The 24,464-nt window shown below is 63.1% G+C and carries 22 protein-coding genes and 2 pseudogenes; 6 read left to right on the top strand and 18 right to left on the bottom strand.

Going from position 1 to position 24,464, the window contains the following annotated elements; all coding sequences use genetic code 11:
• Positions 1 to 51: 51 nt before the first annotated feature.
• The 5 genes from phaC to prmB form a co-directional block, all read right to left on the bottom strand.
• Positions 52 to 1,914, bottom strand: coding sequence for a class I poly(R)-hydroxyalkanoic acid synthase (phaC, locus tag FEF15_RS12185; RefSeq protein ID WP_163559447.1), 1,863 nt, complete (start codon positions 1,912 to 1,914; stop codon positions 52 to 54).
• A 145-nt stretch (positions 1,915 to 2,059) separates the two neighbouring features.
• Positions 2,060 to 2,527, bottom strand: a complete 468-nt coding sequence (locus tag FEF15_RS12190) for a phasin family protein (RefSeq protein ID WP_163559448.1) — start codon at positions 2,525 to 2,527, stop codon at positions 2,060 to 2,062.
• A gap of 149 nt (positions 2,528 to 2,676) precedes the next feature.
• A complete protein-coding gene (locus tag FEF15_RS12195; protein WP_163559449.1) occupies positions 2,677 to 3,078 on the bottom strand; it encodes a DUF6489 family protein in 402 nt (133 codons plus the stop codon).
• A gap of 69 nt (positions 3,079 to 3,147) precedes the next feature.
• The gene (gene aroC, locus FEF15_RS12200) at positions 3,148 to 4,233 is read right to left on the bottom strand and encodes a chorismate synthase (protein WP_163559450.1); all 1,086 of its coding nucleotides are present in this window, start codon (positions 4,231 to 4,233) and stop codon (positions 3,148 to 3,150) included.
• A 30-nt stretch (positions 4,234 to 4,263) separates the two neighbouring features.
• Positions 4,264 to 5,217: a 50S ribosomal protein L3 N(5)-glutamine methyltransferase gene (gene prmB, locus FEF15_RS12205; protein WP_163559451.1), complete on the bottom strand. Its 954-nt coding sequence runs from the start codon at positions 5,215 to 5,217 to the stop codon at positions 4,264 to 4,266.
• Positions 5,218 to 5,345: 128 nt separating this feature from the next.
• Between prmB and FEF15_RS12210 the strand changes: the two genes are divergently transcribed.
• Positions 5,346 to 5,921 carry a Smr/MutS family protein gene (locus FEF15_RS12210; protein WP_163559452.1) on the top strand — a complete coding sequence of 192 codons (576 nt, stop codon included), beginning with the start codon at positions 5,346 to 5,348 and terminating at the stop codon, positions 5,919 to 5,921.
• A gap of 10 nt (positions 5,922 to 5,931) precedes the next feature.
• Here FEF15_RS12210 and FEF15_RS12215 read toward each other — a convergent pair whose 3' ends face one another.
• The 3 genes from FEF15_RS12215 to FEF15_RS12225 are packed head-to-tail and all read right to left on the bottom strand — an operon-like array spanning position 5,932 to position 8,682.
• Positions 5,932 to 6,984 carry a patatin-like phospholipase family protein gene (locus FEF15_RS12215; RefSeq protein ID WP_163559453.1) on the bottom strand — a complete coding sequence of 351 codons (1,053 nt, stop codon included), beginning with the start codon at positions 6,982 to 6,984 and terminating at the stop codon, positions 5,932 to 5,934.
• Entirely contained in the window at positions 6,981 to 7,871 is an 891-nt protein-coding gene (locus tag FEF15_RS12220; protein WP_163559454.1) for an alpha/beta hydrolase, read from the bottom strand. Before FEF15_RS12220 ends, FEF15_RS12215 begins: the two co-directional genes overlap by 4 nt.
• Positions 7,858 to 8,682 (bottom strand): alpha/beta hydrolase, encoded by an 825-nt coding sequence (locus FEF15_RS12225; RefSeq protein WP_163559455.1) that lies wholly within the window; start codon positions 8,680 to 8,682, stop codon positions 7,858 to 7,860. The genes FEF15_RS12220 and FEF15_RS12225 overlap by 14 nt, the downstream gene beginning before the upstream one ends.
• Positions 8,683 to 8,899: 217 nt before the next feature.
• On the opposite strand from FEF15_RS12225, the gene FEF15_RS12230 reads away from it, so the two are divergent.
• The gene (locus tag FEF15_RS12230; protein ID WP_163559456.1) at positions 8,900 to 9,847 is read left to right on the top strand and encodes an AEC family transporter; all 948 of its coding nucleotides are present in this window, start codon (positions 8,900 to 8,902) and stop codon (positions 9,845 to 9,847) included.
• Between the two features lie 78 nt (positions 9,848 to 9,925).
• Here the strand turns inward: FEF15_RS12230 and FEF15_RS12235 are convergent.
• The 10 genes and pseudogenes from FEF15_RS12235 to FEF15_RS12280 form a co-directional block, all read right to left on the bottom strand.
• Positions 9,926 to 10,641, bottom strand: a pseudogene (locus FEF15_RS12235) (aldehyde dehydrogenase (NADP(+))); the annotation flags it as partial.
• Positions 10,642 to 10,643: 2 nt separating this feature from the next.
• Positions 10,644 to 11,147 (bottom strand): annotated as a pseudogene (locus tag FEF15_RS12240) (IS1595 family transposase); the annotation flags it as partial.
• A 243-nt stretch (positions 11,148 to 11,390) separates the two neighbouring features.
• On the bottom strand, positions 11,391 to 11,990 hold the full coding sequence (locus FEF15_RS12245; RefSeq protein ID WP_163559457.1) for a HupE/UreJ family protein: 600 nt from the start codon (positions 11,988 to 11,990) through the stop codon (positions 11,391 to 11,393).
• Between the two features lie 71 nt (positions 11,991 to 12,061).
• On the bottom strand, positions 12,062 to 12,787 hold the full coding sequence (locus FEF15_RS12250; protein WP_163559458.1) for a ribonuclease activity regulator RraA: 726 nt from the start codon (positions 12,785 to 12,787) through the stop codon (positions 12,062 to 12,064).
• Positions 12,788 to 12,801: 14 nt separating this feature from the next.
• The gene (araD, locus tag FEF15_RS12255) at positions 12,802 to 14,544 is read right to left on the bottom strand and encodes an L-arabinonate dehydratase (RefSeq protein ID WP_205598524.1); all 1,743 of its coding nucleotides are present in this window, start codon (positions 14,542 to 14,544) and stop codon (positions 12,802 to 12,804) included.
• 116 nt (positions 14,545 to 14,660) lie between these two features.
• Positions 14,661 to 15,443 carry an HpcH/HpaI aldolase/citrate lyase family protein gene (locus tag FEF15_RS12260; protein WP_163559459.1) on the bottom strand — a complete coding sequence of 261 codons (783 nt, stop codon included), beginning with the start codon at positions 15,441 to 15,443 and terminating at the stop codon, positions 14,661 to 14,663.
• Between the two features lie 31 nt (positions 15,444 to 15,474).
• Positions 15,475 to 16,137: a nickel pincer cofactor biosynthesis protein LarB gene (gene larB, locus FEF15_RS12265; protein ID WP_163559460.1), complete on the bottom strand. Its 663-nt coding sequence runs from the start codon at positions 16,135 to 16,137 to the stop codon at positions 15,475 to 15,477.
• Complete coding sequence (locus tag FEF15_RS12270) at positions 16,130 to 16,945, bottom strand: adenine nucleotide alpha hydrolase (protein ID WP_240454151.1); 816 nt, start codon at positions 16,943 to 16,945, stop codon at positions 16,130 to 16,132. Before FEF15_RS12270 ends, larB begins: the two co-directional genes overlap by 8 nt.
• Positions 16,945 to 18,138, bottom strand: coding sequence for a LarC family nickel insertion protein (locus FEF15_RS12275; protein ID WP_163559462.1), 1,194 nt, complete (start codon positions 18,136 to 18,138; stop codon positions 16,945 to 16,947). The genes FEF15_RS12270 and FEF15_RS12275 overlap by 1 nt, the downstream gene beginning before the upstream one ends.
• Positions 18,139 to 18,170: 32 nt before the next feature.
• Positions 18,171 to 18,908, bottom strand: coding sequence for a FadR/GntR family transcriptional regulator (locus FEF15_RS12280; protein ID WP_163559463.1), 738 nt, complete (start codon positions 18,906 to 18,908; stop codon positions 18,171 to 18,173).
• A gap of 114 nt (positions 18,909 to 19,022) precedes the next feature.
• Here FEF15_RS12280 and FEF15_RS12285 point away from each other — a divergent pair, with 114 nt between their 5' ends.
• From FEF15_RS12285 to FEF15_RS12300, 4 genes are all read left to right on the top strand, one after another.
• Positions 19,023 to 20,351: a lactate racemase domain-containing protein gene (locus tag FEF15_RS12285; protein ID WP_163559464.1), complete on the top strand. Its 1,329-nt coding sequence runs from the start codon at positions 19,023 to 19,025 to the stop codon at positions 20,349 to 20,351.
• A gap of 12 nt (positions 20,352 to 20,363) precedes the next feature.
• Complete coding sequence (locus FEF15_RS12290; protein WP_163559465.1) at positions 20,364 to 21,329, top strand: 2-hydroxyacid dehydrogenase; 966 nt, start codon at positions 20,364 to 20,366, stop codon at positions 21,327 to 21,329.
• A gap of 175 nt (positions 21,330 to 21,504) precedes the next feature.
• The gene (locus tag FEF15_RS12295; RefSeq protein ID WP_163559466.1) at positions 21,505 to 22,455 is read left to right on the top strand and encodes a TAXI family TRAP transporter solute-binding subunit; all 951 of its coding nucleotides are present in this window, start codon (positions 21,505 to 21,507) and stop codon (positions 22,453 to 22,455) included.
• Positions 22,456 to 22,565: 110 nt separating this feature from the next.
• A complete protein-coding gene (locus FEF15_RS12300) occupies positions 22,566 to 24,458 on the top strand; it encodes a TRAP transporter permease (protein WP_163559467.1) in 1,893 nt (630 codons plus the stop codon).
• The last annotated feature ends 6 nt before the right edge of the window (positions 24,459 to 24,464 follow it).

Raw genomic sequence — 24,464 nt, forward strand, 5'->3', positions numbered from 1 at the left:
AGCAGGGGTGGCAAAGGGCCACCCCTGCTGTCGTTTGTCACGCCTGACGCCTTATTTCTCGTTTTTCTCGCCCGCGTCTTCCTCAGGCGAGGCGGTCTCGCCCAGCACCTCGGGAATGGTCATCTTGACGTAGCGACCCGGGGCCTCCTCGAGCAGGGGCAATTCACCGTCACCCGGCTGGCGGGCCGGCACCAGCTTCTCCCCGTCGGCGTAGCCGTTCTCGGTCATCCACGCGTGCCAGTGCGGCCACCATGAGCCCTCGTGGTACTCGGCACCGGCCAGCCACGCCTCGTGGTCGTCGGGCAGCTCGTCGTTGGTCCAGTAGCCGTACTTGTTCTTGTGCGGCGGATTGACGATGCCGGCAATGTGGCCAGAGCCGCCCAGCACGAAGGTCGCCGGCCCCTTGGGCAGCAAGGCACCGTAGTAGGTGCTGTTCCACTTGGCGATGTGGTCGTCGCGGGTGGAGATGAAGTAGCTCGGGGTGGAGACCTTGCGCAGATCGATCTTGACCCCGTCGAGCTCGATACCGCCCGGCTCCACCAGGCGATTCTCCAGGTACATGTTGCGCAGGTACCAGCCGTGGGTGCCGGCGGGCAGGTTGGTGCCGTCGGTGTTCCAGTAGAGCAGGTCGAAGGCCGCCGGGTTGTCGCCCTTCAGGTAGTTGCTGACGTAGAAAGACCAGAAGAGGTCATTCTCGCGCAGCAGGTTGAAGGTGTAGGCCATGGAGCGGCCATCCAGGTAACCGTCCTGCTCGAGCTTGGTCTCGATGCCTTCCAGCACCGGCTCGCTGAGCAGCACGCCGAGCTCGCCCGGGTCGCGGAAGTCTTGCAGGGTGGCCATGTAGGTCACCGACTTGACCTTGCGACCGCGCCGCGTGCTGGTGAGATAGGCCAGAGTGGTGGCGGCCAAGGTGCCGCCGATGCAATAGCTGAGCAGGTTGACCGACTTCTCGCCGGTGGCCTGCTCGATGGCGCCCATGGCGGCGATGGGCCCCATCTGCATGTAGTCAGCCCAGGTGAGGTCGCGCTGCTCGGGCCCGGGGTTGCGCCAGGAGATCAAAAAGACGGTATGCCCCTGGTCGACCAGCCACTTGACGAAGGAGTTGTCCTGGCGCAGGTCGAGAATGTAGTACTTGTTGATCCAGGGCGGCACGACCAGCAGCGGCGTCTTGAACACCGACTCGGTCGTCGGGGTGTACTGGATCAGTTGGATCAGCTCGTTCTCGTAGACCACGTGGCCCGGCGTCACCGCGATGTTATCGCCGACCTCGAAGGCGCTGCGGTCGGTCATGGTGACGTTGAGGCCGTCGGCGGAGTTGGCGAGGTCCTTGCGCAGCTGCTCGAGCCCCTCCACCAGGTTCTGCCCCCGCGTCTCCATGGTACGGCGCATCACTTCGGGGTTGGTCGCGATGAAGTTGGTTGGCGCCATGGCGTTGACCAACTGACGGGCATAGAAGGAGAGGTTGCGCTGCTGCTGATCCGGCAGGCCGTCCAGGTCGTCGACGAGTTCATCGACGGCGCGCGCGAAGAGCAGGTACTGCTGCATGATGGACTGGTAGAAGGGATCGCGCTGCCAGGCTTCATCCTTGAAGCGCCGGTCGCCCTTGGCGGGCGTGACGAGCGGCTCGACCGACTCGCCGATCAACGCCCGCAGGCCCTGCTGCCAGAGCTGGAACTGGTCCTGCAGCAGGCGTGTCTGGGTCTGCCACAACAGCTGGGGATTGCGCATCAGCGACTCGGCGGCGGCTTGGAAGGCATCACGGATATCGGCCTGTATGGAGTCGGCGGCCGTATCGGGCGCCATCCGCGCCACCAGGTCCTGCATGAGCGCCTGATACTGATGGCCAATCTCTCGCAACTGATCGTTCCACTCATCCATTTCCGCCTGTGACGGACCTTCCACCCCTGGCTGCATAGCCCCTCCTGCGCTTCGACTGAGTAATTCACGACACCACTGTTGCCGACGTCACGTCGGGCAAGACGCCTTGCCCGGCAAGAGAGCCTCCTTCCGGGCAAGGCATGCGCGAAGCCCTCCTTGGGCTCCGCGCTCACCGCATGGCTCAGCCTTTGTTGGACTGGCTACGCGAGGACTGGCTGGTTGCCTTGGCGGGCCCCTCGGACTTGGTCGACGTCTCGGACTTGCCCGAGGCGGCGGCCTTGGCGCTTTCACCGGCCTGGCGGGCCTGTTCGGTCATCTGCTCGCCGGTCTCGGTGAACATCTGCTCCATCTCGCTCTTGAACGCCATGCTCATCTCGCTGAGCGCCTGGGCGTCCTCCATCATCTGCTGGGAGAGCTCGTTCATCATCTCGGCCTGCTTGGCCCCGAACTCGCGCAGATCCTCGGCATCCTTGATCTCGGTCGCACTGCGCATGCGTTCGGTGCCCATCTGGCTATAGCGCTTCATGGCTTCGAGCTGGTACTCAGTCATCTTCTCCATGTTGCCGAGCATCAGCGAGTTGAGACGCCGCATGGGCTCGAAGAACTGGCGCGTCTGCTGGTTCAAGTTGTCAAGCGTCTTGTCTTGCATGGGAATACCCTCCTGTGAAGCGGGAATGCACAGCGCGCAGCGTCGGCCACATCGCCATGCTGCACTGCACAAAGCGTACTGCTAGCGGCGCTGCCATGCAACCCGCCCGCGACGATGCGCACCTCCGCACCCGGCGAGGTAGCGTCCGCTCACTGGCTTCGCCGCGAGCGCGAACTGGCGCTGGCCGCCGACGTCGTCTCGCTCTTGCTCTTGCTCTTGGCTGCCGACTCCTGCTCTGACGACTTCTGGGTGTCGCTGTCATCGCCGCGTCCGCTCTGGCTACCCGCCTTGCGCAGCATGTCGAGCATCATCTGCTGATAGGTGCCGAAGCTGGCCAGCCCCTGGGACAACCCCTGAGACAGGCCCTGAGGCATACCCGATTGCTGTAGGAAGGGCTGCATCAGACTCATGGGATCGTAGCCCTCCACGCCGGACTCCATCTGCTTCTGAATCCGGTTGAGCAGCTCCTGTTGAAAGGCCTCCACATCCGGCAGGCCCAAGGCGCGACGAAACTCCTCGGGGGTCAGGTCGAACTCGACATTGATCTTCATGGCAAACCTCGGCTTCGCTGTGCCTTCAGTGTAGCAGCCCCAGCAAGCCCGGTTGTCTCCTCAGAGCCGTCACCGTAGAACCGGCGTGTCCACATGCACCTCACCGTTCTGCGCCCGGTGGCGCAGCAGATGGTCCATCAGCGTGAGCGCCATCATCGCCTCGGCGATGGGCGTGGCGCGAATGCCCACGCAGGGGTCGTGGCGCCCCTTGGTGACCACCTCCACGGGATTGCCATCCACGTCGATGGTGCGCCCCGGCACGGTGATGCTGGAGGTGGGCTTGAGCGCCAGGTGGGCGATCAGCGGCTGCCCCGAGGAGATGCCGCCCAGCACACCACCGGCGTGGTTGGAGAGAAAGCCCTGGGGGGTCATCTCGTCGCGGTGCTCGCTGCCGCGTTGCGCCACGGCGGCAAAGCCGGCACCGAGCTCCACACCCTTCACCGCGTTGATGCTCATCAGGCCGTGGGCCAGCTCGGCATCGAGGCGATCGAAGACCGGCTCGCCGAGCCCCGGCGGCAGCCCCTCAGCCACCACGCTGATCTTGGCCCCCACCGAGTCCTGATCGCGGCGCAGCTGGTCCATGAAGGCCTCGAGCTCGGGCACCTTGTCGGGATCGGGGCAGAAGAAGGGGTTGGCGTCCACCGCCTCCCACTGCTTGAACTCGATGGCGATGGGACCGAGCTGACTCATGTAGCCACGCACGCTGATTCCCTGGGCGGCAAGATACTTCTTGGCGATGGCACCGGCAGCGACGCGCATGGCGGTCTCGCGAGCGCTGGAGCGACCGCCGCCGCGGTAGTCGCGAATGCCGTACTTGTGATGGTAGCTGTAGTCGGCATGCGCCGGCCGGAAGCGATCCTTGATCTCGGAGTAGTCCTTGGAGCGCTGGTCGGTGTTCTCGATCAGCAGACCGATGGACGTGCCCGTGGTTACGCCCTCGAAGACCCCGGAGAGAATGCGCACCTGATCGGGCTCGCGACGCTGGGTGGTATGGCGCGAGGTGCCGGGCCGGCGGCGGTCCAGGTCACGCTGCAGATCCGCCTCGGAGAGCGGCAGCCCCGGCGGGCAGCCGTCGACGATGGCTCCCAGCGCCGGGCCGTGGCTTTCGCCGAAGGTGGTGAGGGTGAACAGCTTGCCGAAGGTATTGCCGGACATGAGGCGGTCCTCGCAGGTGAAGTCAGGGAATCAGGCCAGGGCGCCCGCATGGGCTTCGAGCTCGGCGGCGTTGAGCGCGAAGACGCCGTGACCGCCGCGCTCGAAGTCGAGCCACAGGAACGGCAACTCGGGGAAGGCCGCCTCCAGGTGGCGGTCGGAATTGCCCACCTCGACGATCAGCACGCCGTCGTCGGTCAGGTAATCGCGCGCCTCGCGCAGAATCCGACGCACCACGTCGAGGCCATCGGCACCAGCGCCCAGCGCCAGGGTCGGCTCGTGGCGGAACTCGGCAGGCATGGTGGCCAGGTCGCGGGCGTCCACATAGGGCGGGTTGGCGACGATCAGGTCGTAGCGCTGCCCGGCCAGGCCGTCGAAGACGTCGGAGAGCACGGCGCGCACCCGGGCGCCGACGTCGTGGCGGGCGATGTTGTGCTTGGCCACCGCCAGCGCCTCGGCGCTGACGTCGGCGAGGTCCACCTCGCAGATGGGCAGGTGCAGCGCCGTGGCGATGCCGATGCAGCCCGACCCGGTGCATAGGTCGAGCACCCGCGCCGGCGGCGCATCGCCGAACCAGGCGGCGAAGCCATCCTCGATCAGCTCGGCGATGGGCGAGCGCGGGATCAGCACCCGCTCGTCGACATGGAAGGGCACGCCGGCGAAGAAGGCCTCGCCCAGCAGGTAGGGGAGCGGCCGACGCGTGGTGATGCGCTCGCGTACCAGCGCGACGATGCGCGCGCGCTCCAGCGGCAGCAGGCGCGCATCGAGCACGGCCGGGTCGACGTTCCAGGGCAGGTGCAGGGCGCCCAGCGTCAGCGCCACCGCCTCGTCCCAGGGCGAGTCGCTGCCGTGGCCGTGGAAGAGCCCGGCCAGGTGGAACTCGCTGGCCGCCCAGCGCAGGTAGTCGCGCAGGCTGACCAGCCCCTCGCACAGGTCGGCGTCGGGCAGTTGCAGGGTGGAGCAGGAGGGGTCGATGGAATCGGCCACGGCGAATCCTGTGGGTGGGTGGACGTGGCCTGTGATTGTACCCGCGGCGGCGAACGGTTCACAGCCGCTGCCAGGCCGCTATACTGGACGGCCCTGCCCACCCACTCAGCCACCGACACGAGTCCTACATGAGCCGCCGCCGCCCCCTCCCGGACGATGACGAGGTCAGTGCCTTTCGCCAGGCGCTGCGCGATGCCGGCGTGCGGCCCATCGAACGCAACCGCGCCGACCCCGGGCGACCGCGCCGTCAGGACCCCGCCGCGGCGGCACGACGGGCAGCGGCCGAAGCGGCAGCGGATGCCAGCGCCCCCAGCCGCACCAGCGACGGCCGGGTGGAGCCGGTACGCCCCTCCCAGGCGCTGGACTTCGCCCTGCCCGACCTCCCCTACCGCACGCTCAGCCAGCTCAAGCGCGGCCGAATCGTCTGGGAGGCGGGCCTCGACCTGCACGGCTACAGCCTCGACGAGGCACGCGACGAACTGGAAAGCTTCCTGCGCGACGCCGCGGCACAACGCCAGCGCTGCGTGCTGGTAGTTCACGGCAAGGCCTGGGGTGCCACGGCGGACTACCCGGTGATCAAGAGCCACGTCAACGCCTGGCTGCGGGAGTGGCCCGGGGTGCTCGCCTTCTGTTCGGCGCGCGAGGCGGACGGCGGTACCGGCGCCGTCTATGTGTTGCTGCGCCGCCGCGGCCAGGATGCCTGAGCGCCGACGGTCACTCCGCCTCCTTCCGTTCGTCGCCAGGCACCGGCTCGACCACCACCCCCGAACTCCCCCAGCCGGGGTGCGAGCGCCCCTCGAAACGGTCTAGCGCTTCCACCGCCAGGTGCCGGCCCAACTGGATCAAGGCACGGGCGCGATGGAACTCGTAGGCACCGCACACCGTCTTGGGCACCTCGATGAGCACGTCCGGTGGATAGCCGGCAATCTTGTACTTGGCCAGAGACGCCTGGGTAATATCGAAGGACGCCAGGATCATGTCGAGACGCCCCCAGGCACGCAGCCCCCGCTCGTGGGACTCGCCGGCATCCTGGCTGGTGCCGCTGCCCAGGCCATCGAGTAGCCGACGCGTGGCGTCGCGCACGTCGTTCATCCAGCTGCTGTAGTGGGCGCTTGCTTCGTCACTCTCTTCTCCCTCGACGTACTGGCCATCCGCTACCACGGGCAGCAGTTCGTCCAGCGTCACCGGCCGCGGGCTGTGGGCAGTGACGTTGACCGCCAGCACGAAGTCGGCATGAGCCGATACCGTGGGTGTGATCGGCAACGGGTTGAGCAGCCCGCCATCGACCAGCACCTGGTCGTTGCGATGTACCGGCGTGATCACCCCCGGCACAGCGATGGAGGCGCGGATCGCCTCGAGCAGCGAGCCGCTCTGGAACCACACCTCGCGCTGGCGGGTCAGGTCGGTGGCTACGGTGGTGACCGGGATCGGCAGGTCCTCGATGCGCGTGTCGCCGACCAGCGACTCGAGCTTGCTCATGACCTTGCTGGCACGCATGGCGCCCATGGGGCTCCAGGTGACATCCACCAGCCGGAGGACGTCGACATAGTCGAGCTGACAGACCCACTCGCGATAGCCGCCGAGCTGGCCGGCGGCGTAGACACCGCCCACTACCGCGCCCATGGAACAGCCGGAGATCGCCACGATCTCGTAGCCGCGCGCCTCGAGCTCCTCGATCACGCCGATATGGGCATAGCCCCGCGCCCCGCCGCTGCCCAGTACCAGCGCCACCCGCTTGCCCGAACGAAACCGCTGCTGACCGTTCATGCGCCTTCTCCTTGTCGCTGTTCACCGGCCGCGTCGGCAAGCCAGGCGACGATGCTCTCGACCACCGCAGACACCGCCGCCGGCTCCAGATGCAAGTGATGGCCGCCCGGGACGACCCGGCGCACCAGTCCCGGCAATGCCGCGCGCGCCATGGCGGCCGGCGCCCGCTCGCCGAGAATGCCGTTCTCGCCCTCGATCAGCAGGGCCGGGCAGCGGATCGCAGCCAGCACGGCGCGGGCCTGCTCCGGAGACAGCCGCAGCGGCGACGGCCATAGCAGCCGCCCATCGGTACGCAGCCGCCGGTGGCCATCCGGGAGCGGCTCGAGGTTGCGTCGTACCAGCGGCTCGGCGGTCGCGGCGTCGATAGGCGTCACGCCACCGGCCACCCGCGCCGCCACGGCCATCTCATTATCAGGATAGCGCGGTGGCGGCGACGGCGTTCGCCGCGCAGCCAGCAAGCCCTTGCGCAGCTGCGCCGGCACCTCGGCAGCCGGCGTGGTCACCGCCCCGAGACCGTCGACGAGCAGCAGGCGGGCCACGCGCTCCGGCAGAGCCGCGGCGAGCAGACAGGCCACTCCCGCCCCCATGGAATGAGCGAGCAGGGTGAGTCGTTCGAGCCCCAGCGCATCGGCGGCATCAAGCACGTCATGACAGTAATCCCAGAGCGCATAGTCGCCAGCACGGTGGGCCGATTCGCCGTGGCCGCTGAAGTCGAGGGCCACCACGCGGACGCTGAGCCGCTCGACCAGCCGCGGGGCGAGCCGGGAGAAACTCGCCGCATTGTCGAGCCAGCCGTGCAGCGCCAGCCAGGTCGGCGCCTCGGGCTCACCCCAGGCCAGCGCCGCCAGGCGCCCGCTCGCCAGGTGCAGGGAGTCAGGTTCGGCCATGACGCCTCTCCTCCAGGTCAGCAAGCATGTCCAGCAGTGCCTGCCGGGTCTCCTCCGGATACTCCATGGGGAACATGTGCCCGCCCGGCACCAGCGACAGCGCGATACCGTGGCGCACCAGCCGCCGGCGCCGCTTGGGCGTGATCAGATCCGAGTCGCGACCGGCCAGCACGCCGAAGGGCACCTTGAGGCGATGCGGCAGGCGAGTCAGGTGGTCGGGCAGGTGGCGAAAGATCTCCACCTCCACGGCGGGGTCGAAGAGCAGCTCCGCCTGGCCATCGTCGCGCAGGCGCGTACCGCCCTCGATGTAGTCGTGCAGCGCCGCTTCGGTGAAGCGCCGGAACAGCCCGCGACGCCGCAGGTAGTAGGCCATGGCCTCGCGGTCGGGCCACACCGCGCGGCGCCCGCGGGTCTTGCCGGCCGGAGTGACCCGGTCGACGAAGCCGAAGCGCTTGGCCATCTTCATGCCCCAGGCATCGGAGCCCAGCATCAGCGGCGGGTCGAGCATCACCACGCAGCGGAAGCGTTCCGGCGCGCGCTCCGCGGCCATGGCCATCAGCACCCCGCCCATGGAGTGGCCGACACCATAGGCCGCCCCCCCGCTCACCGGCAGGTGGTCGAGCAGCTCGTCGCGCAGCGCCAGCCAGTTGGGCGCAGCGGGATAGTCGGGGTGATGGCCGAGACGGTCGACCGGATGGACATCGAAGCGCTCGCGCAGCGGAGCCAGCAGGCTGCGATAGCTCATGCCGGGAAAGCCGTTGGCATGGGCGAAGATCAAGCGGGGGCTTTCGGCATCATGGGAGGCTGGCATGGCACTGGATTCCACTCTTCGGGCTGGCGTCTCGCCAGTGGCGATAGCAGGCTAACGGGTTTACCCTAGTTCGCCAAGTCGCCGCCGCTTCGTCGGCCCCGTCATCCATCCAGGAGTCCCGTATGTCTCGCCCGCCTCGTGACACCCGCCTGCGCAACCGGCTGTTCTTCGCCACCGTGATCGCCGCGATCATCGTCGGCCTGTGGCTGGTGCGCTAATGGGAATGCTCGAGGTCTTTTCCGGCACCTTGGAAGTCACCCTCCCCGTCTTCGCCATGGTGCTCATGGGCATCCTCCTTAAGCGTGTCGGCTGGATCGATCAGGCTTTTGTTGCCACCGCTTCCTTCCTCGTCTTCAAGGGCACGCTGCCCGTGCTGATCTTTCTCAGCATCATCGAGGCCGACCTGGACGCCACGCTCAATCCCCAGCTGCTTGGCTTCTTTGCCTTGGCCACGCTGGGCTGCTTCCTTGTCGCCTGGGGCTGGGCAGTCCTGCGGGTCCCGCGCCCGGAGCGCGGGGTCTACGTACAGGGCGCCTTTCGCGGCAACTGCGGCATTGTGGGTCTGGCGCTCGCCGCCGGCATGTACGGCCACTTCGGGCTCTCCACCGCTGGACTGCTGCTCGGCGTCGTGATCGTCACTTATAACGTCTTCTCGGTGATCGTCCTGGCCGCCTATCAACCGAATCGCAACGCCGACTGGCGCCATATCGCCTCGCACATCGCCCGCAATCCGCTGATCCTGGCAGTCATCATCGCCGTTCCGGTGGCCGCCTCGGGAGTCAGCCTGCCCGCCTGGCTGAAGACCTCGGGGGAATATTTCGCCTCCCTCACCCTACCGCTGGCGCTGATCTGCATCGGCGCCACCCTGTCGCTGGGGGCCCTGCAGCGTTCAGGCTCGCTCGCCCTTGGCGCCAGCCTGATGAAGATGGTCACCCTGCCGCTGTTGGCCACCGCCGCCGCCGTGCTCGCCGGCTTCTCGGGGCCCGAGCTCGGCGTGCTTTTTTTGTTCTTCGCCAGTCCCACCGCCGCCGCGAGCTTCGTGATGGTGAAGGCGATGGGCGGCAACGCCGTACTCACCGCCAACATCATTGCCATTACCACGCTGCTGGCGAGCCTGACCATCACCCTAGGCCTCTTCCTGCTCAGGCTGACCGGCCTTGTGTGAGCCTTCCACAAAAAAGGCGGCCCGCAGGCCGCCAAGATAACGATTCCACTCAAGGTGTCATCTCAGAAGAGGCAACCCTCAAAGCTCGCGCTGGCCGTCCACCAGGCGCGAGACATTGAGGGGGTTGTCGTCCTGGAGCGCCTCGGACAGCAGCCCTGCCGGCAGGTTCTGGTAGCACACCGGACGCAGGAAGCGCTGGATGGCCGCACTGCCCACCGAGGTCGTGCGCGAATCCGAGGTGGCCGGGAAGGGGCCGCCGTGGACCATGGCCTGGCACACCTCGACGCCGGTAGGCCAACCGTTGGCCAGCACCCGACCGGCCTTGCGCTCGAACAGCGGCAGCAGCTGCTGGGCGGCCGCCAAGTCGCCGTCATCTATCTGCAGGGTGGCGGTGAGCCGGCCCTCCAGGGCCTCGTCACTCAGGAAGTCGCTGGCGCTGGCGGCAAGCAGGGCTGCCTGGCACTGGTGCGGGCCGGTGCCTTCCTGGCCACGGGCGATCTCGCGCACCCTGGGGTTAGCGGCCACGGCACCGACACCGCCCTGGTAGGCGGCGTGGATGCCCGGAGTGAGCATGGTCTGGGCGGCACTGCCCTTGACCGCGTCACCGGCTGCCTTGACGAAGGCGTCGAGCGAGGGCCCGCTCAGGCCGATCAACAGCCCCGGGTGGTGCAGAACTGGCCGGCGCCCATGGTGAGCGAGCCGACGAACCCCTCGGCGATCGCCTTCCCGCGCACGGCGAGCGCCTCGTCCAGCAGGAACACCGGGTTGATGGAGCTGATCTCGGCATAGACCGGTGCACCGCGGCGACGAACGGGACCTTGTGCTCGGGGCCGCGCCCGCGCTTTCCCGGCCGTTCGCCGCCCAGGTAGGCATCATCGATCTTGATGCATCCGGTGAGCGTCTCCCCTCGGTTACACTCGTGCATGACCTGCAGCAGCTTGTGCTTGAGCTTCCAGGCAGTGTTGTAGCTGACGCCGAGCTCGCGGGACAGCTGCAGCGCCGAGAGGCCGGTCTTGCGTTGGGTCAGCAGGTAGATGGCCAGGAACTAGGTGGTGAGCGGCAGATAGGTGGCATGGAAGATGGGGCCGGCGGTGAGCGAAGTCTGATGATGGCAGTGATGGCACTGGCACAGCCCGCGCGCGAGCTGGTAGCCGGTGGTGTTGCCGCAGTCGGGGCACACGAACCTCTTGGGCCAGCGATGCTGGAAGAGGGCAGACCGGCACTGCGCTTCCGTGCCGTACTGGTCGCGAAACGCCGGCAATGACAGGCCGAACTGGTACTGGATGGGATTGCGAGCCATGGCACTAACTCCTTGACCGTCCGTATGATTCCAGTATAGATCCAGGCTCGCGTAATAGCTGATCAAGATGAGTAATCAGGTAAGTTATTCCCATCAGCCTCGACCGTGATTAGGGTTGCTGGGCCATCAGTCCTCAGCAGCAGCCATTCTCTCGGTATGGGAAAAGGGGAGATTCTACCCTATTACATTCGTATCAACTTAATTAAAAAAACAACGCTTTGCGTTGACAATTCTTTCGTCCAATTAGCTGATTGCCAGTAAGGCACCGCTAGTTGTGATAATAGCACCCAGCAGTTGTACGAGGCGTTTGTCATGTGACATCAGCCGCTGGCCAACCCAACGGGCCGTGTAGATGATCAATAACGTGGCGACAGTAAAGCCGGTTAAATAGGCCAACGGCGCTATCCCCGCCGGCATTTCCGCCCCATGTGCCTGGCCATGGAAAAACAGGAAAAGCACGACCATCGGGGCGCCCAGCACTGTCGGTGCCCTGAAGAGCGTAGTAACCAGCATGCCCATTAGCAGGACCGACATGACGATACCGAATTCAATCCCCGGCAAGAGTAAGCCTCCCCACGTAACGACGGCACCAAGCAGCATGCCGCAAGCAGCCAACAGGGGGATCACCGACCGACATGTCGGACGTTGATTGAGACTCCAGACGCCGATCGCCATCATTGCCACCAAGTGATCGAGGCCAAACAGCGGATGGGTTAGCCCTGCCCCAAATCCACCGCCGACAACGTCATGTCCCGGATGGGCGTGAACGCTACCCGACAACACGAGAACCACGGCACCCAGTGCCAGTCCCACCCTGGCCGCTTCGTTGACAAGCCGCGACATAGCTACCTCCTGATTCATCATCAATGCATTAACACGGGACCGATGCGGCCCCTGGCAAACGTCGGTGGTGCTTATCGGCCCTGACGTTGTCGCCAGGCCGCAAAATCATCCTTGCTCTGCTGCTTCGTCGGTGGGTACAGACCGATGATGGACCGCCCTGTCAGGACCTCTTCCGTGACGAAATCTTCAAATGCTGTCATTTCAACGGCCTCATCAGCGATTTCATCGGCGAGATGTGCCGGTATGACAATCACGCCCTCACCGTCGCCAACGATGACATCGCCGGGAAACACGGGCACATCGCCGCAACCGATCGGCACATTGATGTCGATCGCTTGATGAAGCGTGAGGTTGGTTGGCGCGGAAGGACGCTGATGGTATGCCGGAATGTCCAGTTTGGCGATCTCCGGCGAGTCGCGAAAACCGCCATCCGTCACGACACCGGCCACCCCACGTACCATCATTCTTGAAACCAGGATGGAACCGGCAGACGCCGCACGAGGATCGCGCCGACTGTCAATCACCATCACCCCGCCAGCAGGACACTGCTCGACGGCGGCGCGTTGCGGATGGTCAGGATCCTGGAAGACCGTGATGGGGTTGAGATCCTCCCTGGCGGGGATATAACGGAGCGTGAACGCCTCTCCCACCATATTGGGCTTCTCGGGATCGAGAGGGCTTACCTCCTGAATGAACTGATTGCGCAACCCGCGCTTGAATAGCGCCGTACTCAAGGTGGCCGTACTGACGCCCATCAGCTTTTCGCGTGTCTGCGTCGTAAGAGTCGTTTCTGACATGATGTTCGTGCTCCTTAAAAAATATCAGGCTCGCCCACGGCAGGACCGAAATCGGTCTCCAGAAAGTCGAAGTCACAGCCTTCGTTCGCTTGTTTGATGTGTTGAGCAAACATCCAGCCATAGCCTCGGGAGAAGGCCGGCCTGGGGGGCGTCCATTCAGCGCGGCGACGCGCCAGTTCCTCGTCTGAGACATCCATGGTAAGACGCCGCTGCGCAATATTGATGTGGACCATGTCGCCGGTTCTCAACAGCGCCAACGGCCCGCCGGCCGCCGCTTCTGGAGCGGCATGCAGCATGCAGGCGCCATAACTCGTACCACTCATGCGGGCATCGGAAAGGCGCAGCATGTCGCGCACACCCTGTTTAACGAGCTTGGTCGGTATCGGCAGCATTCCCCACTCAGGCATCCCCGGCCCTCCCAAGGGCCCCACGTTGCGAAGCACCATCACATGGTCGGCCGTAACATCCAGATCGTCGTCGTCGATGGCCGCCTTCATTTCGGGGTAACTATCGAATACGAGAGCAGGCCCCGTATGGACATGGAACCTGGGATCACACGCAGCAGGCTTGATCACGCAACCATCGGGGGCCAGATTGCCTCGTAATACCGCCAGTGACCCCTCTTGATATACCGGATTCGACAAAGGACGTATCACCTCATCGTTGTAGACTTCCGCGCCCTGCAACGTGTCGCCCAGGGGCTCACCAGTCACCGTCAAGGCGTCGAGATCCAGATAATCGGTCAGACGGCTCATCAACGCGCGTAGGCCACCTGCGTAGTAAAAGTCCTCCATGAGATAGTGCTCACCACTCGGCCGAACATTGGCGATGACGGGTATCTCACGGCTGGCCTGATCGAAATCCTCCAGCGTCATGTTGATACCTGCACGACGAGCCATGGCAATCAAATGTATGATCGCATTCGTGGAACACCCCGTCGCCATGGCCACGGTGACGGCATTGTTGACCGCCGATGGGGTGATGATTCGATCGGGAGTCAGGTCTTCCCAGACCATGTTGACGATCCGGCGTCCCGAAGCTGCACACATGCGTATATGGTTAGCGTCCGCAGCGGGAATCGAACTTGCCGCCGGCAGCGTCAGGCCCATGGCTTCGGCTATAGCGGTCATCGTGCTGGCCGTTCCCATCGTCATGCAATGGCCATAGGAGCGTGCAATACCACCTTCAATGGCAATCCACTCGTCACGTGAAATGGTGCCGGCGCGGCGTTCATCCCAATACTTCCAGGCATCCGAGCCACTCCCCAGAACATTGCCCCGCCAGTTACCACGAAGCATCGGGCCGGCCGGCACGAAAATAGCGGGAAATCCTGCACTGACTGCACCCAGTACCAAGCCCGGGGTGGTCTTATCGCACCCCCCCATCAATACCACGCCATCCACGGGGTGCGAGCGCAGTAGCTCCTCTACCTCCATTGCCAGCATGTTGCGATACAGCATGGTGGTTGGTTTGACGAAATTCTCGGCGAGAGACAGCGCAGGCAACTCGATCGGAAAGCCACCGGCTTCGAGAATCCCGCGACGGACATCGTCTACACGATGCTTGAAATGTGCATGACAAGGATTGATGTCGGACCAGGTGTTGATGATGGCAATCTGAGGCCGAGCTTCCCAATCACTGGGCTCCCGACCCATCTGCATCGCACGCGACCGATGACCGAAGGATCGCAGGTCGTCGGGCGCATACCAGCGGGCGCTACGCAAGGTGTTGGGACATTTTCCGTTGTTGATTGTCATGACATATCCTGTGCAGCTCGGGAAAGCGACACATAAGTCCTCTGGTCATCATTCATATGATGAAGTTGACCAGCGAGATGCCGCTCTCAATAAATGATTACCCGGTATCGAACGGGTTAAAGAGATGAGGCCAGCGCTTTGAAATGGTCCGCCTTGGCATCGGCCTGACGAGTCAGCAGGCCCATGTCGGACCCCACAGCGATGAACGCAAAACCAGCATGAAGCCAGTGTTCCGCTTGTTCCTGTGACGGCGCGAGGATGCCTGCCGGAATACTGTGCCCACGGCACAGTTCCATCCCCCTGGCAATCTCTCGTTGTACATCGGCATGGCCGGCTTCACCGATATGCCCCATATCCGCAGCGAGATCGGAGGGGCCGATAAAGATGGCATCGATCCCTTCCACCGCGGCGATGGCGGGAATATTGTCGATCGCCCTCGACGTCTCGACCTGCACGATCAGGCATAACTCGTCATTGGCCCGGTGAACATAGTCACTCACTCGACCATAGCGGTTGGCACGATGGGCGGCCGCCACGCCTCGGATTCCGTGATTGGGATAGCGAACCGCCGCAACAGCGTGTTCGGCCTCTTCCGACGTTTGAACAAAGGGAATCAGCAAGGTTTGCGCGCCGATATCGAGAAAGCGCTTGATAAGCACTGGATCGTTCCAGGCAGGGCGTACCACAGCAGCTGTGTCCGTCCCCGCCAATACCTGAAGCTGGGCCATGACGTTGGGGATTTCATTCGGCGAGTGCTCGGTATCCAATAGCACCCAATCGAATCCGGAATCGCTCAGGGCATCGGTCACGATGTTAGAGCACAGGGTGCTCCATATGCCGATCTGCGTCTGCTCGTTTAGCAATGACTTGAAGCGGTTCTGCGGCAACGCGGCTGGCATAGTGTCTCCTTGGCTTTGTTATTGTCGATGATCACGACTGACATCCTAGAATCCGGATAGCTGCGCAAGCGGCGCCATATCCGTTGTCGATGTTAACCACGGTCACACCCGGCGCGCAGCTGGACAGCGCGGAATCCAGGGCCGCGCGCCCGCCGTCCGCAACGCCGTAGCCGACCGATGTCGGTACCGCGATGATGCTTCCTGATACCAGGCCGGCAACGACACTGGGCAATGCAGCATCCATGCCGGCGAATACCAGCTTAATGGGGACCGCCTCCAGGCGCTCGACATGCTCGAGAATCCGCCACAGACCGGCTACACCCACGTCGCTCACCACATCAACGGCATAGCCGTTGTATTCGAGCGTACGCCGCGCTTCGGCCGCGACTCGTGCATCCGCCGTACCGGCCGTGATGATGGCGATAGCCGGTTCGTCCTGGGGGGAAGGCATCAGGCCCAACACGGCCGTTCTGGACAGCGGGTCGTAGTCGAGAACCCGCTGTATGCGCGCCGGTTGTGCCTCCCAGCACTGCGGGCTGATACGGGTGATGAGCAAGCGGCGCTCTTCCTCGACGGCCTCATCGACGATGGCAGCAATGCGGTCCGGCGTCTTGGATTGTGCAAAGACGGCCTCCTCCAGCCCGATACGAGAGGCACGATTGCGATCAAAACGGACAATCTGTTCATCAGCCATGCAGAAAAGCGCTCCCTTGTTGATAGGCTTCCAGGGTAACGGGCGCTTCACGCCCATGATCCGCCATGATGCGTTTGGCCTGAGACAGCAATTGCCGCTGCATGGCCGGGCTCAGCGATTCGAACGATGCGTCGCCCAGCTCGATGCAGTATTCCGAATGACGAACGCGACACCGCACCGTGATGTTGCCCAGCCAGTCACGCACCGATTTTTCGATCGCATCCACCATCAGCAGTGTATCGGCCTCGACGGCCAGCCCCGTCTCGACACGGCTCGATAGACAGGGCGCGGCGGGTAGACGCGCGATATCGGTCAGACCCAACGAGTGCGCCAGCGCGCGAACCGCAGTCTTGTCCATACCCGCATCCACGAAAGGATGGAACACCCCATGCTCGCTCGCGGCGATCAGACCGGGACGATAATCACCCAGGTCGTCGCTATTGGTCCCCGAGGCGATCGTCAGGGACGTCCCCTGGAAATGCGCCTGCAGGCGCGACATCGTGTGGTACAAGTGAGTCTTGCAGTAATAACAGCGATTGACGGGATTGCTGAGATAATCGGGATCGTCGAACTCACCCGCATCGATGAGTTCGAGCCGCAACTGCCATTGACCGGCAATCCGCCGGACCCGGGCAGTGGCCTCCCCCGGGACGGCCGGCGACAGCGCATGGCAGAGCATCACGTTCTCCCGGCCCCGGACCCGATGGGCGGCCGCTGCCAGGGTCAGGCTATCCACGCCCCCGCTGACGGCTATGACCAGCATTTCGGGTGTCTGCAAGACATTATGCAGTTCGGCGGGCACGCACATCACGGCTCCCCGGCTTGTTCGGCTTCGCGCCTGACCTGCTGTCGACGCTGTTGGGACTCCCGCAGTCGGGCGATATCATCCGCCTCGGCTTTGCGGGTCGCGCCGGATGGACGGGATGCCGTCTTGATGCGGACCTGTCCCTGGCTGGTAGTGGCCTCGCCATGCTCTCTGGTCAGCAGCGCGCGCTCGATCTCGTGATAGCGAATGCCGAGCGTCGTGGTCTGGCGAAAACACGCCGCCAGGATGTCGTCAAACCGCTCGGGCTGCGCCAGCAGTTCGATGTGAAAACCGACCCGCCCCTTTTTCGATGCACGAGTCGCTAGCGTGACATCCAGCACACCGGCCGTGTCACGAAGGATGTCGACGGCGATCGCGACGTCTTCAGGGGTCTGGTCATCGATATCGAAAGCCACTCGGACGACCCGGTCATGTAAAAACCCGGCGTCGTTGTTCGCCGTCTCGAGCACCAGCAAGCGTAGGGCGTTGGCGCGGTCAGGCAACTCACGGCTACCAAACCCCATGCCGGTATTGCGCAGCCGTCCGCTGCAGCGGGTATCGAAATGACAGCCAAGATGACGAAGAATGGCCGCCCCAGTCGGTGTAATGCGCTCCCCGCCCAGCCCATCATCATGAACCGGCATTCCATCAAGGAGTTTAGACGTAGCGGGAGCCGGCACCGGCACCCACCCGTGATCAGTAGGTACCTGGCCACTCCCCAAGGGGAGGGAACCGCACAACCACTTCGTTTCCCCGATTGCCTCGAGCAACGTGGCAACCGCCACAACATCGATCACCGAATCCCAGGCACCGACCTCATGAAACACCACTTGTTGAAGGGTCGTCCCGTGAACGGCCGCCTCCGCATCCGCCAGCAGAGTGTAGATATCCAGCGCGCGGCGCGCGACCCCCTGCGGCAGGCCACAATGGCCAATGAGTTCGACGAGATCGGAATAATGATGGTGACTATGGGCAGCCTGCTCGCTCTCGGCCTCGACACGGAACCGTTTACCTCGAAATCCCGAGAATGTCCCTTCGTCGATGCGCCAGCTCACTGAAGGCGGCAATCGCAAACACACCAGCGAGTCCGCCAGTGCCGGCTCATGTTCGGGAAACGCATCCAGCAGGGCGGCAACCATCATATCACCGGCTACCCCACCGAGTGGATCGATCCGAACCAAGCGCTGTCGCTGCATGGCAATCTCCGTTTCTGTTTCGCCTGAGTCGGCTATTCATGCATGACGCCGTAGTACGTCTCCAGACGGTGTATGTTGCACTCAATGTGATATCTCGCGGCAGTTCGAGCGGCATCGACATCCTGACGGGAAATGGCATCGATCATGGCTTCGTGCTCGGCGATAGGTGCCTGCCCACCATCAACACGAGTCACCGACTTGCGCCGGGAAACCAGGATGGTTTCCTTGAGATAACTGCTCAAGTAGTTGAAGAACTCGAGATACAACTCGTTATCGGTCGCTGTGCAGACAGCCCTATGGAAGGCCATGTCGGCCTCGACCCCCGCTTGGATATCGCCCGAAGCCACCGCCTCGCGGAACGACTCATTAGCCTCACGCATCATCGTCAAGTCATGCCGGGTACGCCGCTCAGCTGCAAATGCCGCGGCCTCAGCCTCGAATCCCATGCGTAATTCCACCATGCGCAGGACATGATCGATGCTCTGTGCATCATGCCCCCGAAGGGAGAACCCGCGGTTCGGGCGTGTCGATACGACGAATACTCCCCGTCCTTGCTGACTGCCCAGCAGACCATCCAGCTTCAAGCGCGACACCGCCTCACGAACTACGGTGCGACTGACGCCCAACTGTTTGGCCAGCCTGCTCTCGGAGGGGAGTAGCTCCCCCACCTCGAGGTCACCAGATGTCACCATGCTGCGAAGCTCATCCGTCACTTGATCGCTCAAGCTGACGGTCTTGCGAACGGCACGGAACCCAGATGGCTCTTTCATTCTCTCTCACCCCTGACTTCCAAAATCTGACCTATAATCTTATCATACAACATACACGCCCAACCGCAAGCGTGTGAACGACATCCCTGTGAATAACACAACAAGGAGATCGAGATGGGCCAGCATGCCAGCTTTCCCGACGTCGAGTTCCCCCATCTGGCCGATGTCAGACTACCCCTCGTCGTCCCCGTTCGGCTCAATCACCGACTAGGAACGCCCGTGACCGATATCGATCGGCGAACACGAGAGGTGATGCGAGAAAGCCGCCAGCTCTCTCGGCTCGCCCCCGGCAGCCGCGTCGCGGTCGGCGTTGGAAGCCGGGGCATTACCTCGATCGTCGGGATTGTCACGGCGGTAGTGTCGGAACTCAGGTCGCTGGGACATATACCGTTCATTGTTCCCGCCATGGGCAGCCATGGCGGCGGCACGGCCGAAGGGCAGGAAGCGGTGCTGGCCAAGCTGGGCATCACCGAGTCTGCCGTGGGGGCTCCCATTCACGCCACGATGGACGTCGTCGAATACGGAAAGACGGCTGACGGAATCGCATGCAAATTCGATCGTCATGCCGCCGAAGCGGACGGCATCATCTTCGTCAACCGTATCAAATCCCACACGACGTTCGACCGCCCCATCGAAAGCGGCTTGACCAAGATGATCGCCGTCGGGCTGGGCAAGGCCGAAGGGGCGCGACGCGTGCACAAACTCGGCCCGCGCGGCCTCTCCGACGTACTGCCCAATCTGGCGCGCATCGCCTTGGCCAATGCGCCCATCACGCTCGGCATCGGCCTGGTCGAGAACGCCAACAAGGATGTCGTGCACCTCGAAGGGGCCGAGCCCGACGCCATCATGACGACCGACGAACGCCTGCTCAAGGAAGCCAAGTCCTACCTTCCGCGTCTGCCCATCACTCAGGCCGATGTACTGATCGTCGAACGCAGCGGCAAGGAGATCAGCGGCACGGGGATGGACTTTGCCGTCACGGGACGCACCGACATCCGCGGCATCGACAACCCCGCAACGCCATTCATCCATAAACTGGGGTTGCTGAACCTGACCAAGGAGACCGCGGGAAACGCCGTTGGTATCGGCATGGCCGACTTCACGACCCGAGCGGCCGCCGAATCCGTCGACTTCAAGGCCACCTACATGAATGCGCTGACGGCCACCCTGGTGGATAAGTCACGCATCCCCATCGTGCTGCCGACCGAACGGGACGTGATCGCAGCTGCCGTCACCACGTCGTGGTCGCTCAACGATGAAGACGCCCGGTTCTGCATGATCTCGACCACCCTGCACCTGGACCGGATCATGGTATCTCCCGCCCTGCTGGAAGATATCCCCGACGGCATGGCAGAACCGATAGGCCCTCCGCAGGCTCTTCAGTTCAACGCGCAAGGCGAGCTTATGACCTCGCTCTGGCATCAGCATTTCGACACTTATTGAAGATAACGAGTCATGACAGAACAAGCCTCCAAGCCCGAAGTTCTTCTGTTGCAACGTATCGCCGACCCCGGCATGGAGCGACTCGAGGAACATTTCAACGTCGTCCACCTATGGGATAGCCCGACACCCGAGCGCGCCATGCACGACCATGCGGACACCGCCAGGGGCGTCCTGACGGGTGCCAACATTGGGCTGACACCGGAGCAAGCGGCGCGGTTGACTAACCTCGAGATCATCTCGCTGCACGGTGTCGGTCTCGATCGGGTCGATATCGATCACGCCCAGCGCAAGGGCCTGCGAATCGCCTATACCCCGGACGTGCTGACCGCGGATGTCGCCGACATGGGGTTCGGGCTCATGATGTCGACGCTTCGGCGCCTGCCGCAAGGGCACGATTTCGTCAAGGCGGGGCATTGGGCACAAGGCAAGCAGCCTCCCTTGACCCGCAGCCTGACGGGCAAGCGTCTCGGCATACTCGGACTCGGCCGTATTGGCCAGGCCATCGCGACACGGGCGGAAGCCTTCGGCATGGAAATCGCCTATACCAACCGGACACCCAGAGAAGATGTGTCCTATGCTTTCGAGCCGGACCTTCAACGACTGGCCGCCTGGAGCGACGTTCTGATGATGGCTGCCGCCAGCTCCCCCGGCATGCGGCCCCTGGTCGACGACAACGTGCTGGCCGCGCTTGGTCCGGACGGCATCATCGTTAACGTCGGACGTGGCGTGCTTGTCGATGAGAACACGCTGATAGGTAGGCTCGAACGTGGCGAGTTGCTGGGAGCCGGTCTCGATGTGTTCGCCATTGAGCCCCACATCAACGAGGCGCTGCTGACACTGGATAACGTCGTACTGTCGGCTCACCAGGCAAGCGCCACCGTCGAGACGCGCAATGCGATGGCCCTTCAGAGCGTGGAGCATCTGATACAGCACTTTTCCGGCGGGCGACCGGACCACTTGGCAACGACAGAGGCCTGACCAAATAAAGCTTTATTAACACAGACTTACACAGCTTGTCGTATAACCTGTTGACATAACATATGATAAGAAATACGTTGAAATTGCCTTGCTGAACGAGGCTCACACCTGCACTGAACAAGCTCAATGAAGACAGTGCAGCATCGAACTAAGACAAGAAGTGAGGAGTAACGTCATGTTAAAACTGGGTAAGCACGCCTCCATGACAACAATCGCTGCCCTGAGTGTCACTGCGGTTTCCATGGCTCAGGCCCAGGATTTCACCCTCTCGACCGGGTCACAGGGAGGATCCTGGTATCCGATCGGGGGGGCACTGAAAGCCGTCGTTGAAGATAAGCTCGATGATGTTTCCATCACGGTGACACCAGGTTCCGGCCTCGCCAACGTCCAGGGTGTGGCCAATGGGCGCTTTCCGATCGCCTTCGCCAACTCCATCTCCACGGTCGATGGCATCAATGGCAGAGATCCCTTCAACGAAGCCATCGACAACGTCTGCAACCTCGGCACGCTCTATCCCCAGTACTTCCAGGTCATGGCACTTGACGACGCCGAGGTCGGATCCGTAGCCGATTTCGAAGGCAAGCGTCTCACTACGCAACAGAATGGTCACACCGGGGAGATGCTCACGCGCGGCCTGCTGGATACCAACGGCTTGAGCTACGACGATCTGGATAGTGTCAGCCATCTGTCATATTCCGATTCGGTCGTCGCCATGAAAGACGGTCACGCCGATATCTTCACGCTCGGCACCGCCCTGCCTGCCGGCTCGGTGATGGATCTGGCGAATAGCCGTGACATCAGCTTCGTACCGATCGACGACGCGACCTTCGATCAGTTCAAGGAGCAGAACGCTGCCTTCCAGAAACGCATGGTTCACGCGGGCAGCTACCCGGGCGTGGATGAGGATGTGCCGGCCATCACCTATGACACGCACATGATCGCCCAGTGTGATTTCGATGACGAGATCGTCACCGCCTTCCTGGAGGCTGTGGTCGAAAACACGGACTCTCTCGGCGATATCAGCCGGGCCATGAAGGATCTGACGCCTAAAGAAATGGCCACCGACATCGGCGTGCCGCTGCATCCCGCCGCGGAAGCGTTCTACCGCGAACACGACGCACTGTAAACGCCACCATGACGACCGCTTCCCTTGCCCAGCCGAACTGGGCAAGGGGGCAAGACTCTATTGGCAGCCAGGTCATCGGCGAAGAACAGAAATAAAATCGGGAGTTCTCCGTGCGTCACACCTCAACGTCGCTCTATGCCCAGATTTTCGGACTATCGATCAAGGTCATCCTGGTCGGTATGTCGCTATACCATATCTATATCGCGCTGGCCGGAACGCCAGGCCCTTACATACTGCGCGGCATCCATGTTGCGTTGGCCGTTTCCCTGATTTTCCTGACCAGTAACTACCGACGCGAATCGGTCGCCATCCCGCCCTGGTACGACATGATACTGGCGGTCATAGGCCTGTTTGCAGCGCTATACCCCAGCTTGAATCTGGACTACATCTTCTCGCGCTTCATCTATGTCGACCCGCTGACCACGCGCGATATCATCGCTTCCATCACTCTCGTGACCCTGGTGCTGGAAGCCGCTAGGCGAGCGATCGGACCGGCGCTGCCGATTACCGCCATCTGCTTTCTGGTCTACGCCTTTACAGCGACCAATACGTTACCTACCGTCGTGCTCGAACAGCTCGCCATCACCACGGAAGGCATTTTCGGTATCCCGATCGCCGTCTCGGCAACCTACATGGTGCTGTTCATCATTTTCGGTGCCCTTGTCGAGCGCATGGGAATCGGTCAATTGTTCATGGATTTCGCCGTCGCCCTGACAGGACGCCAGGCCGGCGGTCCCGCCAAGGTCGCCTGCGTCACCAGCGGCATGTTCGGCTCCGTGTCCGGCTCGGCCGTTGCCAATGTCATGACGACCGGCACCTTCACCATTCCCTTGATCAAGCGCATGGGATTCCGGCCGGCCTTTGCTGGTGCCACGGAAGCCGTCGCCTCTACAGGGGGGCAGATCATGCCACCGGTCATGGGCGCAGCGGCCTTCGTCATGGCCGAGTATCTCGGCATCGGCTATCTCAAAGTGGCGATGTATGCCATCACACCTGCTTTGCTGTTCTATGTCGCCCTGTTCTTCGGCATCCATTTCGCGGCCAAACGCAACAATGTCGGCAGCGTGCCTGAAGAGGATCAAGTGCCACTGGGACGCGTCCTCAAGGAACGCGGCCACCTGTTCATTCCCCTAGTCGTCATCATCGGCGCCCTGGTGCTCGGTTACTCTGCGCCCTACTCCGCCATGTGCGGTATCGCCTCGGTGATCCCTACCGCGTATCTGCGCAAGACGACCCGACACTACGTCACGCTGCGCAACACCATCGATGCACTGGAAAACGGGGCAAGGAACGTATTACCAATCGCCGCTGCCTGTGCCTGTGCCGGCATCGTCGTCGGCGTGATCGACATCACCGGCATCGGCCTGAGCTTCTCGAACTTCGTCATTTCGGCCTCACAGGACATCCTGGTACTGGCCCTGCTGCTCAGTATGGTCGCGGGTATCATCCTGGGCATGGGCATGCCGACCACGCCGGCCTACATCGTCCAGGTTGCCCTGCTGGTCCCGGCCCTGACCAAACTCGGCGTGCAAGCCGAAGCCGCACACCTGTTCGTTTTCTACTTTGCCATCCTATCCGCCATCACGCCCCCGGTAGCCATGGCGGTCTACGCGGCCAACACACTGTCGAAAGCCAAGATATGGGAATCGAGCATCGAGGCCCTCAAACTGGGCGCCGCCGGTTTCATCGTGCCGTTCATGTTCGTCTATGAACCAACCATCCTGCTGCAGGGAGAACCGATGCGCATCGCACTGGTGCTGACGCAGGCCACCATCGGCGTCATTGTGCTGGCCGCGGCACTACAACAGTACATGTTCGCGCCGCTACGACGCTGGCAACAGCTCCTGCTCTTCGTCACTGCCATCAGCTTCATCTATCCCGATTGGCGAGTCACTCTCGGCGGTAGTCTGGTGCTACTGATCAGCATGCTGCCGATACTGCTCAACAGGCAGTCTCTCTCTGCGAAGAGCGCTCAGAAGCTGTACGAGCCGCCACGGCAATGACTCACA

Source organism: Halomonas sp. NO4, from assembly GCF_010994375.1.
GTDB lineage: Bacteria > Pseudomonadota > Gammaproteobacteria > Pseudomonadales > Halomonadaceae > Halomonas.